Source organism: Citrobacter freundii ATCC 8090 = MTCC 1658 = NBRC 12681, assembly GCF_011064845.1.
Classification (GTDB): domain Bacteria; phylum Pseudomonadota; class Gammaproteobacteria; order Enterobacterales; family Enterobacteriaceae; genus Citrobacter; species Citrobacter freundii.
Genome location: NZ_CP049015.1, coordinates 3,183,810 through 3,197,934, shown reverse-complemented (window position 1 = coordinate 3,197,934; position 14,125 = coordinate 3,183,810). Strand labels below are relative to the sequence as shown.

General features: G+C 52.6%; 13 protein-coding genes. 9 read left to right on the top strand and 4 right to left on the bottom strand.

All coding sequences use genetic code 11. From position 1 onward, the window contains the following. Nucleotides 1-13 precede the first annotated feature (13 nt). The 4 genes from G4551_RS15570 (at nucleotide 14) to dusC (ending at nucleotide 3,576) form a co-directional block, all read left to right on the top strand. Entirely contained in the window at nucleotides 14-715 is a 702-nt protein-coding gene (locus tag G4551_RS15570) for a fumarylacetoacetate hydrolase family protein (RefSeq protein WP_003840128.1), read from the top strand. Between the two features lie 8 nt (nucleotides 716-723). Then, nucleotides 724-1,368 carry a maleylacetoacetate isomerase gene (gene maiA / locus G4551_RS15565; protein WP_003840131.1) on the top strand — a complete coding sequence of 215 codons (645 nt, stop codon included), beginning with the start codon at nucleotides 724-726 and terminating at the stop codon, nucleotides 1,366-1,368. A 14-nt stretch (nucleotides 1,369-1,382) separates the two neighbouring features. After that, a complete protein-coding gene (locus G4551_RS15560) occupies nucleotides 1,383-2,576 on the top strand; it encodes a 3-hydroxybenzoate 6-monooxygenase (RefSeq protein ID WP_003840133.1) in 1,194 nt (397 codons plus the stop codon). 61 nt (nucleotides 2,577-2,637) lie between these two features. Continuing rightward, nucleotides 2,638-3,576, top strand: a complete 939-nt coding sequence (gene dusC, locus G4551_RS15555) for a tRNA dihydrouridine(16) synthase DusC (protein ID WP_003840134.1) — start codon at nucleotides 2,638-2,640, stop codon at nucleotides 3,574-3,576. Nucleotides 3,577-3,644: 68 nt separating this feature from the next. Here the strand turns inward: dusC and yohP are convergent, their stop codons facing one another. Further along, complete coding sequence (gene yohP / locus G4551_RS24135; RefSeq protein WP_015572324.1) at nucleotides 3,645-3,728, bottom strand: small membrane protein YohP; 84 nt, start codon at nucleotides 3,726-3,728, stop codon at nucleotides 3,645-3,647. A 70-nt stretch (nucleotides 3,729-3,798) separates the two neighbouring features. Beyond that, nucleotides 3,799-4,533, bottom strand: a complete 735-nt coding sequence (locus G4551_RS15550) for a class I SAM-dependent methyltransferase (protein WP_003840136.1) — start codon at nucleotides 4,531-4,533, stop codon at nucleotides 3,799-3,801. A 169-nt stretch (nucleotides 4,534-4,702) separates the two neighbouring features. Between G4551_RS15550 and mdtQ the strand changes: the two genes are divergently transcribed. Beyond that, nucleotides 4,703-6,142: a multidrug resistance outer membrane protein MdtQ gene (gene mdtQ, locus G4551_RS15545; RefSeq protein WP_003840138.1), complete on the top strand. Its 1,440-nt coding sequence runs from the start codon at nucleotides 4,703-4,705 to the stop codon at nucleotides 6,140-6,142. Between the two features lie 37 nt (nucleotides 6,143-6,179). On the opposite strand, the gene G4551_RS15540 is transcribed toward mdtQ, so the two are convergent. Next, the gene (locus G4551_RS15540; protein ID WP_003027365.1) at nucleotides 6,180-6,749 is read right to left on the bottom strand and encodes a DedA family protein; all 570 of its coding nucleotides are present in this window, start codon (nucleotides 6,747-6,749) and stop codon (nucleotides 6,180-6,182) included. A gap of 241 nt (nucleotides 6,750-6,990) precedes the next feature. Here G4551_RS15540 and G4551_RS15535 point away from each other — a divergent pair, with 241 nt between their 5' ends. Together G4551_RS15535 and pbpG are read left to right on the top strand one after the other, a co-directional pair. Continuing rightward, a complete protein-coding gene (locus G4551_RS15535; protein ID WP_003840142.1) occupies nucleotides 6,991-7,578 on the top strand; it encodes a Yip1 family protein in 588 nt (195 codons plus the stop codon). A 180-nt stretch (nucleotides 7,579-7,758) separates the two neighbouring features. Continuing rightward, nucleotides 7,759-8,706, top strand: coding sequence for a D-alanyl-D-alanine endopeptidase (pbpG, locus tag G4551_RS15530; RefSeq protein WP_003027363.1), 948 nt, complete (start codon nucleotides 7,759-7,761; stop codon nucleotides 8,704-8,706). Nucleotides 8,707-8,770: 64 nt separating this feature from the next. On the opposite strand, the gene dld is transcribed toward pbpG, so the two are convergent. After that, complete coding sequence (gene dld / locus G4551_RS15525; RefSeq protein WP_003840144.1) at nucleotides 8,771-10,480, bottom strand: D-lactate dehydrogenase; 1,710 nt, start codon at nucleotides 10,478-10,480, stop codon at nucleotides 8,771-8,773. Between the two features lie 232 nt (nucleotides 10,481-10,712). Between dld and bglX the strand changes: the two genes are divergently transcribed. Beyond that, nucleotides 10,713-13,010, top strand: a complete 2,298-nt coding sequence (bglX, locus tag G4551_RS15520) for a beta-glucosidase BglX (RefSeq protein WP_003840146.1) — start codon at nucleotides 10,713-10,715, stop codon at nucleotides 13,008-13,010. Between the two features lie 195 nt (nucleotides 13,011-13,205). Next, a complete protein-coding gene (gene osmF, locus G4551_RS15515; RefSeq protein ID WP_003840148.1) occupies nucleotides 13,206-14,123 on the top strand; it encodes a glycine betaine ABC transporter substrate-binding protein OsmF in 918 nt (305 codons plus the stop codon). Nucleotides 14,124-14,125 lie beyond the last annotated feature (2 nt).

Below are 14,125 nucleotides of genomic sequence, written 5' to 3'. Positions count from 1 at the left end.
TGGGAGAAAGAAAATGACGCAATATGTATTCGAACCACAAGCGCCTGTTACCGTTCCGGTGGTTGGCAGCGATGAACAATTTCCCGTGCGCCGCGTTTACTGTGTGGGCCGTAACTATGCCGCTCATGCGCGTGAAATGGGCTTTGATCCGGATCGAGAACCCCCGTTCTTCTTCTGTAAACCTGCTGATGCAGTAGTCCCGGTGGCAGCTGGTCAGATCCTTGAACTGCCGTACCCATCGCAGACCGATAACTATCACTATGAGATAGAGCTGGTGGTGGCGATTGGTAAAAAGGGCAGCGATATTCCGCTGGAAAAAGCGCACGAATATATCTGGGGCTATGCCACCGGTCTGGATATGACCCGCCGTGACCGGCAGATGGAGATGCGTCAGATGGGGCGTCCGTGGGAAATCGGCAAAGCGTTTGATCTCTCCGCGCCCATCGCGCCGTTGCATAAAGCCAGCGAAAGTGTGGATGTTAACCATGCGCCAATCTGGTTGCAGGTCAACGGCGACGATCACCAGCGTAGCGATATTCGCCACCTCATCTGGTCTGTGAATGAAACCATCAGCTATCTGTCAGGCTTTTTCGAACTGCAGCCAGGCGATCTGATCTACACCGGTACACCCGAAGGCGTAGGGGCGGTAGTGAAAGGGGATGTGATCACCGGAAACGTAGACGGTTTAACCCCCATCGCCGTGAAGATTGTCTGAGGTGGATAATGAAGCTGTACAGTTTCTTTAATAGCTCCGCGTCATATCGTGTACGCATTGCGCTGGCGCTGAAGGGGCTCGATTACCAAACGGTGGGCGTCAATATTCGCATTGGTCAGCAGAACGAACTGGCCTACCGGCGGATGAACCCGTTGGGGCTGGTGCCTACGCTGGTGACCGATGACGGAGAATCACTCGGGCAGTCTCTGGCGATAACCGACTGGCTGGATCATCACTTTCCGCAGTCGCCGCTGCTGCCTGCTGACTTCCCGACGCGCAGTAAGGTGCTGGAAATTGTTTATGCCATCGCCTGTGATATCCATCCCGTAAATAACATGCGGGTACTGCGCTACCTGAGCGAAGAGTTAAAAGTCAGTGAAGAAGATAAAAAACGCTGGTATGCGCACTGGATCCAGCAAGGGTTAAGCGCGGTGGAACAAATGCTGCGCCAGAGTCACTCGGGGACGTTTTGCGTGGGGGACGCACCGACGCTGGCGGATTGTTGTCTGATCCCGCAGTGGGCAAATGCGTTGCGGATGGGTTGCGATCTGAGCGGATATCCGCGCTGTCAGGCGGTATATGATGCCTGTACCCAGCTTCCGGCGTTTATCGCCGCCGCGCCCGAGAATCAACAAGACAAAATTCCAGCCTGATAAGGAGAACGACAATGGCTAAAGTGACACGCGCAATTATCGTGGGTGGCGGGATTGGCGGCGCGGCGACCGCGCTATCGCTGGCCCGTCAGGGCATTAAAGTGATGTTGCTGGAGAAAGCGCACGAGATTGGTGAAATTGGCGCAGGTATTCAGCTCGGGCCGAATGCATTCTCTGCTCTGGACAGCCTTGGCGTGGGGGAAGTTGCCCGTCAACGCGCCGTTTTTACCGACCACATCACGATGATGGATGCGGTAAATGCGAAAGAGGTAGTACGGATTGAAACCGGGCAGGCGTTCCGCGATCACTTTGGCGGTCCTTATGCGGTTATCCATCGAGTTGATATTCACGCCAGCGTTTGGGAAGCGGCGCTGGTGCATCCTAACGTTGAGTATCGCACTTCAACTAATGTGGTTGATATTCGCCAGACAGAGAATGACGTGACGGTATTTGACGAGCACGGCAACAACTGGACGGCGGATATTCTGGTGGGCTGTGACGGTGTAAAATCGGTTGTTCGTCAGTCTCTGATTGGCGATGCTCCACGGGTTACCGGGCACGTGGTCTATCGCGCCGTGATTGATTGCGATGATATGCCGGAAGATTTGCGCATTAACGCGCCGGTATTGTGGGCCGGACCGCATTGTCATCTGGTGCACTATCCACTGCGCGGCGGCAAACAGTACAACCTGGTGGTGACCTTCCACAGTCGTCAGCAGGAGGAGTGGGGGGTGAAGGATGGTAGCAAAGAGGAAGTGCTCTCCTATTTTGCGGGTATTCATCCACGCCCCCGTCAGATGCTGGATAAACCGACGTCTTGGCGGCGCTGGTCAACCGCCGATCGTGAGCCGGTAGAGAAATGGGGAACCGACCGCATCACGCTGGTGGGAGATGCCGCGCACCCGGTGGCGCAATATATGGCGCAAGGAGCCTGTATGGCGCTGGAAGATGCTGTCACGCTAGGTAAAGCGTTACAGCAGTGTGACGGCGATGCGGCTGATGCCTTTGCGCTGTATGAGTCGGTGCGTATTCCGCGTACCGCACGCATCGTCTGGTCAACGCGAGAAATGGGACGCGTCTACCATGCCGCAGGTGTCGAGCGTCAGGTGCGTAATCTGTTGTGGAAAGACAAATCGCAGGCGGAATTTTATCGCGGTATGGAATGGTTATACGGCTGGAAAGAAGATAACTGCCTGCTGCCACGTTGAGCCTCTTTAATCTCCCGAACGGAGGCGCTACCATAGCGCCTCTTTTTTTGCGGGTGACGATATGCGTGTTTTACTGGCGCCGATGGAAGGCGTGCTCGACTCACTGGTGCGCGAGCTGCTGACTGAAGTGAATGATTACGATCTGTGCATCACCGAGTTTGTGCGCGTGGTGGATCAGCTCCTGCCGGCAAAAGTATTTCATCGACTCTGCCCGGAACTGCATAACAACAGCCGGACGCCATCCGGCACGTTGGTTCGCATTCAGCTGTTAGGACAGTATCCGCAGTGGCTGGCGGAGAATGCCGCGCGCGCGGTAGAACTGGGATCGTACGGTGTCGATCTGAACTGTGGTTGTCCGTCGAAGCTGGTGAACGGCAGCGGCGGTGGCGCAACGTTACTGAAAGATCCTGAGCTTATCTACCGGGGCGCAAAAGCTATGCGCGAGGCGGTCCCGGCTCATCTCCCGGTGACGGTGAAAGTGCGTCTGGGCTGGGATAACAGCGATCGGCAGTTTGAAATTGCTGATGCCGTCCAGCAGGCTGGCGCCAGCGAGCTGGCGGTGCATGGCCGAACCAAGGAGCAGGGTTACAAGGCCGAATATATCAACTGGCAGGCGATCGGTGAGATTCGCCAGCGGCTTACCATTCCGGTTATCGCGAATGGCGAAATCTGGGACTGGCAAAGTGCTCAGGATTGCATGGCTATCACCGGCTGTGATGCGGTGATGATAGGACGTGGCGCATTAAATATTCCAAACCTGAGCCGCGTGGTGAAATACAACGAGCCGCGTATGCCGTGGCCTGATGTCGTGACGCTGTTGCAAAAATATACCCGTCTTGAAAAGCAGGGGGACACCGGGCTGTATCATGTAGCGCGGATTAAGCAGTGGTTAGGATATCTGCGAAAAGAATATTCAGAGGCAACCGCGCTGTTTCAGGAAATTCGTGCGTTAAACAATTCGCCGGATATCGCGCGTGCGATTCAGGCTATTACCCTTTGAACACAGCTGATGCGCCAGACCGGATTAAATGCTAATGCCTTATCCGGACTGGCTGATAGGCAGCAATATCAAAAAATCATCTTAAACACGCCTGTTACCACCAACAGTCCAATCAGAAAAATAATCAGAATAACCCACAGCAGAATTTTCATTAACTTTCCTTTTTTTGGTAAGTTCAGATTGAGTATAGGAAAGTATTAATCATTCTGCCTGGAGGCGCTGTTATGCAGGTTTACGTGCGCTGAGCAGAAACACCATCGGCCGCTCTTTTTCTTCATCTAACGCTGGGTTTTCAGCAATCTGTTGCGCGGAAGGTCCCCATTCATCGACACAAACCATGTCGAATCCGGCCCCAATCAGCGCATTAATCCAGGTCGCCAGCTTACGATGCTGTTTTTTGACGCCCTCAGCAAACCAGTTACTGATGCGCTCACCTTCCTGCTGATAATGATTAATCGGCCAGGAGAGTTGCCCGGTTTTATCTTTGATCCAGCCCTGGTTAAGCGGTGCGGTATAAATTGGATGCTCAGCAGAGAAAACCAACATACCTCCCGGTGTTAATGACTGGTAAATGGTTACGAATAATCGTTCTATATCGTGCAAATAGTGCAGGGCAAGCGAGCTATAAACCAGATCAAAGGAATTTGGGGGCAAGGTAAGCGTTTCGAGATCTTCACGCTGATAAACGATGCCATTACCCTGCGTCATACTGTGCGCCTGAGTTAACATTTTTTGTGAAATATCCAGTCCCACTACACTGGCAGCCTGATTATCGCGTGCGTAGCGGCAAAACCAGCCATATCCACAGCCCAAATCAAGAATGTTTTTTCCTTGAAGAGAGGGGAGCATCGCTTGTATTGTCGGCCATTCTGGCGCGCCGTCGAGCCCCTTTACTGAACGATCCAGCGTGGCATATCCGGCAAAGAACTCAGGATCGTCATAGATATTCTGTGACATAAAATCTCCATCCATTAATTATTAAAACTATTTAACCTATATTATTCGCGAGGTGTATATTTTTCTGATTTTATATTTTTATTGCCAAAGATGTATTGCCACGCGTAACTAAAAAAGCAAAAGCGACAAGTCGTAATCTCTGCACATCTTTTCTTACCTGTATATCTCCATGAATCGTAATTCTGTATTTATCACCACGGCATTGTTGCCGCTTTTTGTTCTGATGGCAGGCTGTGCGCCTATGCATGATGACCGCCAGTCTCTGTCACAGCAGACCCCTGCTGCGAATGTCGATACCACATTGCCTGCCGCGTTAAAAAATGGCTGGCCGGACAGCCAGTGGTGGAGGGCATATCACGACCCACAACTTAATGCGTTGATTGACAGCACGTTGCGAAATTCTCCTGATATGCAGGTAGCGGAACAGCGCATTCAACTGGCGGAGGCGCAGGCTAAGGCCGTGGAAGCACAGGATGGCCCGGAGATCGACTTCTCCGCAGACGTTGAGCGTCAGAGAATGTCAGCTGAGGGGCTGATGGGACCGTTTGCCATTACCGATCCGGCCGCCGGAACAACAGGACCGTGGTACACCAACGGAACCTTTGGTTTAACTGCTGGCTGGAATCTGGATCTGTGGGGTAAAAATCGGGCTGAAGTGACGGCGCGCATTGGGGCCGTTAAGGCACGTGAGGCTGAGCGCGAGCAAACCCGGCAGCTGCTGGCGAGCGGTGTCTCCCGCCTTTACTGGGAATGGCAGACGCAGGCGGCGCTGAAAACCGTACTGACGCAAATCGAAAGCGAGCAGCAAAATGTGATAACCGTCGATCGTCAGCTGTATCAAAACGGTCTAACTTCTTCAGTGGAAGGCGTTGAAACTGATATTGATTCCAGCAAAACAGAGCAGCAGTTGAATGATGTCAGCGGTAAAATGAAGGTGATTGAAGCACGGCTGAGCGCGCTGACCAATGCCCAGTCCACTGCCCTGAAGCTCCATTCGACCCCACTGCCCGCGGTCGAAAGCCAGCTCCCGTCACAATTGGGTTACTCGCTACTGGCCCGCCGCCCGGATTTACAGGCGGCGCACTGGTACATTGAATCATCGCTGAGCAGCATTGATGCGGCGAAAGCGGCTTTTTATCCCGATGTGAATCTGATGGCATTTTTACAACAGGATGCGTTACATCTGAGTGACCTGTTCCGCCATTCCGCGCAGCAAATGGGCGTAACCGCCGGGCTGACACTGCCTATCTTTGACAGCGGCAGGCTGAACGCAAATCTCGATATTACGAAAGCGCAAAGCAACCTGACGGTGGCGAATTACAACAAAGCGGTGGTGGATGCGGTGAATGACGTGGCACGTGCTGCATCGCAGGTAGAAACATTAGCGCAGAAAAATCAGCATCAGCAGCAGATTGAACATGACGCTCAGCGCGTAGTGGGGCTGGCTCAGGCACGCTTTAATGCGGGTATTATTGCGGGCTCCAGGGTCAGCAAGGCAAAGATCCCGGCATTACGTGAGCAGTGCAACGGTCTGCTTTTGCAGGGCCAATGGCTGGATGCCTCAATTCAGTTGACCAGTGCGCTGGGCGGCGGTTATCACGCGTCCTGATTAATCGGCCCGACGGTGTTCTGCTGTCGGGCCATCTTCATTGCGCTTTACGCGTGCTTCGCCGTTTCATCCACCAGCGGACGCCCGCGACAATCCCGATAACCAGCACCAGCCAGATGCCATGCTTGATATGCTGGTCAAGGCTGTGCAGCCACGGCGCTATCACTTCACCACCGATGTAGCCCAGAGTAGTAAATAACGATGCCCAGACAAACGCGCCAAGAATATTTAGCGGTAAAAAGATCTTCGGCGGCAGGTGACTGGCGCCAATCAGTAAGGGACCAATAACGCGAAAGCCGTACATAAAGCGCGTACCGACTACAAACAGGTAAGGACGTCGCTGGATTATCTTCTGTGCGTAATCAATTTTCGCCTGGTGGCGCGAGAAACGCTGCAAAATTTTGCCGCCAAAACGACGTCCGAGTAAATAAAGCAACTGATCGCCAATCATCCCGCCCAGCGCGACCGAGAGTACCACCAGGGGAAATTTCAGGACGCCCTGATGCGCCGCAACGCCGCCTAACAGGGTAATGGTTTCGCCTTCCGCCAGACTGCCGATGATTAACGCAGCATAGCCGTATTGCGCAACATAATGATTTATATCCATACGATTGTATGACCTCCACTGCTAATAGCATACACCCTATGATTGTTTGATGCCGGAAAAGCCGCGTAGTAGCGCTTAAGGTCGCTCAGCTCTCCAATGCCTGATGGCGCTTCGCTTATCATGCCTACGCCTGACAAACTTTTTACCCGGCGCTTCGGTATTTTTTCGGTGTACATAAAATAATCAAAAGCTGAATTATACTTGAAGTGTTGAGGTCCGGAGCTGACAACAAGGGGGCGGTATGAACCATGTCTGGGGGCTGTTTTCCCATCCCGATCGTGAAATGCACGTGATCAACAGCGAAAACGAAAGCGTTTCGCATCACTATACCCACCATGTACTGCTGATGGCGGCAATCCCGGTGGTTTGCGCGTTTATCGGTACTACACAAATCGGCTGGAATTTTGGCGATGGCAATATCCTGAAGCTATCTCTGTTGACCGGATTTGCGATGGCAATTCTGTTTTACGGGGTGATGCTGGCGGGCGTCGCCGTTATGGGGCGGGTTATCTGGTGGATGGCGCGTAATTACCCGCAGCGCCCGTCGCTGGCTCATTGTATGGTTTTTGCAGGATATGTCGCGACGCCGCTGTTTTTAAGCGGACTGGTCGCACTTTATCCGCTGGTCTGGCTGTGCGCATTGGTGGGGACCATTGCGTTGTTTTACACCGGCTATTTACTTTATCTCGGCATACCGACATTCCTGAATATCACACGCGAGGAAGGGTTAAGTTTTTCCAGTTCGACGCTGGCGATCGGTGTGCTGGTACTGGAAGTTCTGCTGGCTATTACGGTAATCCTGTGGGGTTACGGCTACCGATTATTCTGACGGATAAACCTGTCTGCGCTGCGTTGTTGACGTAAAAGTCAGCAACGCAGCATTTCGAGACGATTCTCCTGTGGCGGCAAACCTGCCGGATCGCTATGATGCCTGAGCTAGCTTGAGATAATACTTAGTCTCTGGCGGTGTGCGTTGTGACGTGCGTGAACCATTATCAGAAATCTCATCATGCTGAAATTCCGAGTTTCATTATTAAGCCTTGCCCTGGTGCTGGCCGTTCCTTTTGCACCCCAAGCCGTGGCGAAAACGGCAACTACCGCAGCGGCTTCTCAACCTGAGATAGCGTCCGGTAGCGCGATGATTGTTGATCTGAATACCAACAAAGTTATCTATTCGAACCACCCGGACCTTGTGCGTCCGATTGCGTCGATTACCAAATTAATGACCGCGATGGTGGTGCTTGATGCACGACTGCCGTTGGATGAGAAACTGAAAGTTGATATCAGTCAGACACCGGAAATGAAAGGCATCTACTCTCGTGTGCGACTGAACAGTGAAATTAGCCGTAAAGACATGCTACTGCTGGCGCTGATGTCGTCAGAAAACCGTGCGGCAGCCAGTCTGGCGCACCATTACCCTGGCGGTTATAACGCGTTTATTAAAGCCATGAATGCCAAAGCGAAAGCGCTCGGCATGACTCAGACACGCTTTGTGGAACCAACCGGCTTATCGATTCATAACGTCTCGACAGCTCGTGATTTAACCAAGCTGCTGATCGCCAGCAAGCAGTATCCGCTGATTGGCCAGTTAAGCACTACGCGTGAAGATATGGCGACCTTTGCCAACCCGGCTTATACGCTGCCATTCCGTAACACCAACCATCTGGTATACCGCGATAACTGGAATATTCAGTTAACCAAAACCGGATTTACCAATGCGGCAGGCCACTGTCTGGTGATGCGCACCGTGATCAATAACAAACCGGTGGCGCTGGTGGTGATGGATGCGTTCGGTAAATATACCCACTTTGCCGATGCCAGCCGTTTACGCACCTGGATTGAAACCGGCAAGGTGATGCCGGTTCCGGCGGCAGCGCTGAGCTACAAAAAGCAAAAAGCGGCGCAGATGGCGGCGGCAGGTTCAGCTACGGGTGAGCAAACCGCGCAAAACGATTAAACCGTAGGCTGGCCAAGCGAAGCGCCCCCGGCAACGTGCCCGATGGCGCTTACGCTTATCGGGCCTACGATTCTTTCCAGAACTTTTGCTTACTCGTTTTACCAATACCCGGATTCATACTGTTGGTGGGGTCATTCTCGCGGTAAAAACGGGTTAATGTTTCCGGTGCTTTATACAGATGTCCGACGTTATGCTCTGCCGGATACTGTGCTCCGCGCTCGTGCAGAAGCTCCAGCATCTGCTCTTTTAGCGCATGTGCATCCACGCCTTTTTTCACGATGTAATCCTGATGGAATACATAGCACATAAAGTGACCGTAATAGAGCTTATGCACCAGTTGACTGTCGATTTCTGGCGGCAGATGCTCATACCATTCGGTGTCGTTACGACGCAGCGCGATATCCAGCGCCAGAATATCTTCTACTTCATCGGCATGTACGGCCTGATAACGAATCGCCGCGCCAGCCGCCGCAAAGCGATGCAAAAACGCCTTGCTGCCTTCTTCTGGGGTACAGGCAAAGAAGTCGCCTTCAGCGGTTTTGAAATATTCGCTGAGCCAGTTTTGCGCTTCAGCCACGCCGCCACCGGCCATTTTTAACAGCAGGTGATGCTCGTACTTATCGCGCCAGCTTTTCATGCGTGACGGTAAGTGGCTGGGGAACAAATGACCAAATTTCTGCATTGCCCGGTCGGTGAAATGCGGACGGAAAATTTTCACTTTTTCCAGCATCGCATCGGTGCGACCTTTCAGGGTGAAAAAGAACGGCATTTTGTCGGTGCCGAGCTTGTCGATCATCAGAAACGTATCTTTGCCATATTGCTCGGCGATGTCGTAAATATCGCGGTGCATATATTCACCAGCAACCGGCAGGTGCTCGAATTTTGCCAGAATATGACGGCGGATTTCCGTCAGCACTTCAGGCTGATTGGTACCGATGTAAAAGACCTGCTGATTTTTTTCGGCTTCGAAGGTGTCCAGACGCACGGCGAAAACCGCGAGCTTACCTGCACAACCGGATGATTCAAACAAGCGATCCGGGTCGGCGTTATAGCGGGCGGGCGTGTCCGCCTCAATATCTCTGACGCGGGTGACATAGTCGTGATCGTGCGCGTGTCGCCCGTCGTGGCGGACATCGTCATCTTTAATCCGCTCGTCATCAAGTTTGCTCAGGATCTGTTCCGGGGTCTGGCCCAGCTCGATACCCAGATGGTTGACCAACTGCAATTTACCTTGTTCGTCAATACGCGCAAACAGCGACATCTCGGTATATGCCGGGCCGCGCTGTACCAGCGAGCCGCCGGAGTTGTTGCAAATGCCGCCAATTACCGAAGCGCCAATACAGGATGACCCGATCACAGAATGTGGCTCACGGCCAAACGGTTTGAGCGCCTTTTCCAGCGAATACAATGTTGTACCGGGATAAGCCAGCACTTGTTCGCCTTTGCCGATGACGTGCAGTTTATCCAGGCGCAGGGTGCTGATAATGACAATTTCGCGGTCGTAATCATTTCCGCTCGGCGTAGAGCCTTCGGTCAGGCCGGTATTGGCGGCCTGCATCAGGATAATTTTATCAGCGGCGACGCAAGCATTGAGAACGCGCCACAGCTCTAAAAGCGAGCCGGGGAACACAACGGCGAGCGCTTCGCCCTGGCCGGAGCGGAATCCCTTGCGATAGCGGGCCGTTTTAGCAGGTTCAGTGAGCAGGTGAGAATGACCAACCAGACGGGTCAGTTCATTCAGGAAAGCTTTATTATCTGTTGTAATGGAAGACATTCTCCACTCCTTGTGGTGGGACTCAATATCAGGAACAAGCATAGCGCTTTGTATGACAATACGCTTTCTCATTCATATTGTCTCTGGTTCGTCTTCTAATGATTTGCGCTAGTTTTGAAAATTAGGAGAATAACCTTAGCTTTCTTTATTGCTCCCGTTTAGTCTTACGGCAAACTGCGGTTTTTGTTATATTTTCGCTGCCTCGTCGGGAAAAAATAAAGAGAGAATCAACATGAAATGGCTATGTTCTGTAGGTGTCGCGGTGAGTCTGGCGTTGCAACCAGCGCAGGCGGACACGCTGTTTGGTAACCATCCTCTGACGCCAGAAGCGCGGGATGCATTCGTTACCGATTTACTTAAACAGATGACCGTGGATGAGAAAATTGGGCAACTACGCTTGATAAGCGTCGGGCCTGATAACCCGAAAGAAGCCATCCGCGAGATGATCAAAGATGGGCAGGTTGGGGCAATTTTTAACACCGTCACGCGCCAGGATATCCGCAAAATGCAGGATCAGGTGATGGAACTCAGCCGCCTGAAAATTCCTCTCTTTTTTGCCTACGACGTATTGCACGGCCAACGTACCGTGTTCCCGATAAGTCTCGGCCTGGCATCCTCTTTTAATCTCGATGCGGTCAGAACCGTTGGCCGTATTTCCGCGTATGAAGCCGCCGATGATGGTCTGAATATGACCTGGGCGCCAATGGTCGATGTCTCTCGCGATCCGCGTTGGGGCCGTGCTTCAGAAGGTTTTGGTGAAGACACGTATTTAACGGCTACGATGGGTAAAACCATGGTAGAAGCGATGCAGGGTAAAAGCCCGGCGGATCGCTATTCGGTGATGACCAGCGTCAAGCACTTCGCTGCTTATGGCGCGGTTGAAGGTGGCAAGGAATATAACACCGTCGATATGAGCCCACAGCGTCTGTTCAACGACTATATGCCGCCGTATAAAGCCGGGCTGGACGCTGGTAGCGGTGCGGTAATGGTAGGACTTAATTCGCTAAACGGTACGCCTGCAACCTCAGATGCATGGCTGCTCAAAGACGTGCTGCGTGATGAATGGGGCTTTAAGGGTATTACCGTTTCCGATCACGGCGCGATTAAGGAACTGATTAAGCACGGTACTGCCTCCGATCCTGAAGATGCGGTGCGTGTGGCGATCAAGTCCGGCATTAATATGAGTATGAGCGATGAGTATTACAGCAAATATCTTCCGGGCTTGATTAAATCCGGCAAAGTGACGATGGCGGAGCTGGATGACGCCGCGCGCCACGTGCTGAACGTGAAATATGATATGGGGCTGTTTAACGACCCGTACAGTCATCTGGGGGCCAAAGAATCTGACCCACAGGACACCAACGCGGAAAGCCGTTTGCACCGTAAAGAGGCGCGTGAAGTAGCGCGAGAAAGCCTGGTGCTGCTGAAAAACCGTCTGGAAACGTTGCCGCTGAAAAAATCCGCCACCGTGGCAGTCGTCGGTCCGTTGGCCGACAGCAAGCGTGATGTGATGGGCAGTTGGTCCGCTGCCGGTGTTGCCGATCAGTCGGTAACGGTACTGACGGGGATTAAAAATGCCGTCGGCGATCAGGGCAAAGTGCTGTACGCCAAAGGGGCGAATATCACCAACGACAAAGGCATTGTCGATTTCCTCAATCTGTATGAAGAGGCGGTGAAGGTTGACCCGCGCTCGCCGCAGGCGATGATCGATGAAGCCGTGAACGCAGCGAAGCAGTCTGACGTGGTGGTTGCGGTAGTCGGCGAAGCGCAAGGTATGGCGCATGAAGCTTCCAGCCGCACCGATATCACTATTCCACAGAGTCAGCGTGACCTGATTGCCGCGCTGAAAGCCACCGGTAAACCTCTGGTTCTGGTACTGATGAACGGACGTCCGCTGGTGTTGGTTAAAGAAGATCAACAGGCCGATGCGATCCTCGAAACCTGGTTTGCCGGGACGGAAGGCGGTAACGCCATCGCCGATGTGCTGTTTGGTGATTACAACCCGTCAGGCAAGCTGCCGATGTCTTTCCCGCGCTCTGTCGGACAGATCCCGGTCTATTACAGCCATCTCAATACCGGTCGTCCGTATAACGCAGATAAGCCGAACAAGTACACGTCGCGCTACTTTGATGAAGCGAATGGTCCGTTGTATCCCTTTGGTTATGGCCTGAGCTACACCACGTTCACGGTTTCTGATGTGAAGCTCTCTTCTCCAACGATGAAGCGTGACGGGACCGTGACGGCCAGCGTGCAGGTGACCAACACCGGCAAGCGCGAAGGTGCGACGGTGATTCAGATGTATTTGCAGGACGTGACCGCTTCCATGAGTCGTCCGGTAAAACAGCTGAAAGGTTTTGAGAAAGTGAATCTTAAGCCGGGTGAAACCCAGACCGTCAGCTTCCCGATTGACATTGACGCGCTGAAGTTCTGGAATCAGCGTATGCAATACGATGCAGAACCTGGCAAATTTAACGTTTTCATCGGCGTGGATTCCGCCAGAGTGAAGCAGGGCGAATTTGAACTGCTGTAATTGATTAGCGAGTAAAGGCCGGGTTTCCGGCCTTTATCTTTAGACGTACGCGCCGCGTCTGCTTCTTATTTCTCATCACGTTATTGCTAACGAATCCCTCTCTTACTCCCCAATTGCCAGGTTAAGCCCTGATTTTTCGACTATGCTTTTTCCTCAAGTCTCTGAAAAGGGCCGCAAAAGGATGAGGAGTACAGCATGATAATCTCAAAAGTATCGGTGGGTTCGCTGGCGCTGTTAGCTGCGATAAGCCTACCCTTACAGGCCGCGTCACCCGTCACGGTCGGTTCAAAAATAGATACCGAAGGGGCGCTGCTCGGCAACATTATTTTGCAGGTGCTCGAAAGCCATGGCGTGAAAACCGTCAATAAAATACAGCTTGGTACCACCCCAGTGGTGCGTGGGGCAATCACCTCCGGTGAGCTGGATATTTATCCGGAATATACCGGTAATGGCGCATTCTTTTTTAAAGATGAAAATGATCCCGCGTGGAAAAATGCGCAGGCTGGATTCGACAAAGTGAAAAAGCTGGATGCAGAGCAAAATAAGCTGGTCTGGCTAACCCCTGCACCCGCCAACAACACCTGGACTATTGCAGTACGCCAGGATGTCGCGCAAAAGAACAAACTTGAGTCCCTTGCTGATTTAGGCCGTTACCTGAAGGACGGAGGAACGTTCAAACTTGCCGCCTCTGCGGAATTCATCGAACGGGCTGACGCGCTGCCAGCGTTTGAAAAAGCCTATGATTTCAAACTGAATCAAAATCAGCTGTTGTCGCTGGCTGGGGGGGATACCGCGGTAACGATTAAAGCGGCGGCGCAGCAGACCTCCGGAGTCAATGCGGCGATGGCTTATGGCACCGATGGCCCGGTTGCGGCGCTCGGTCTGCAAACTTTAAGCGATCCAAAAGGTGTCCAGCCCATTTATGCGCCAGCACCCGTCGTACGTGAATCTGTGCTGAAAGACTATCCGCAAATGGGAGAGTGGCTACAGCCGGTTTTTGCCAGTCTGGATGAAAAAACGTTGCAGCAGCTGAATGCCAGTATTGCCGTGGAGGGGCTGGATGCGAAAAAAGTCGCAGCAGATTACCTGAAGCAAAAAGGATGGGTGAAGTAACG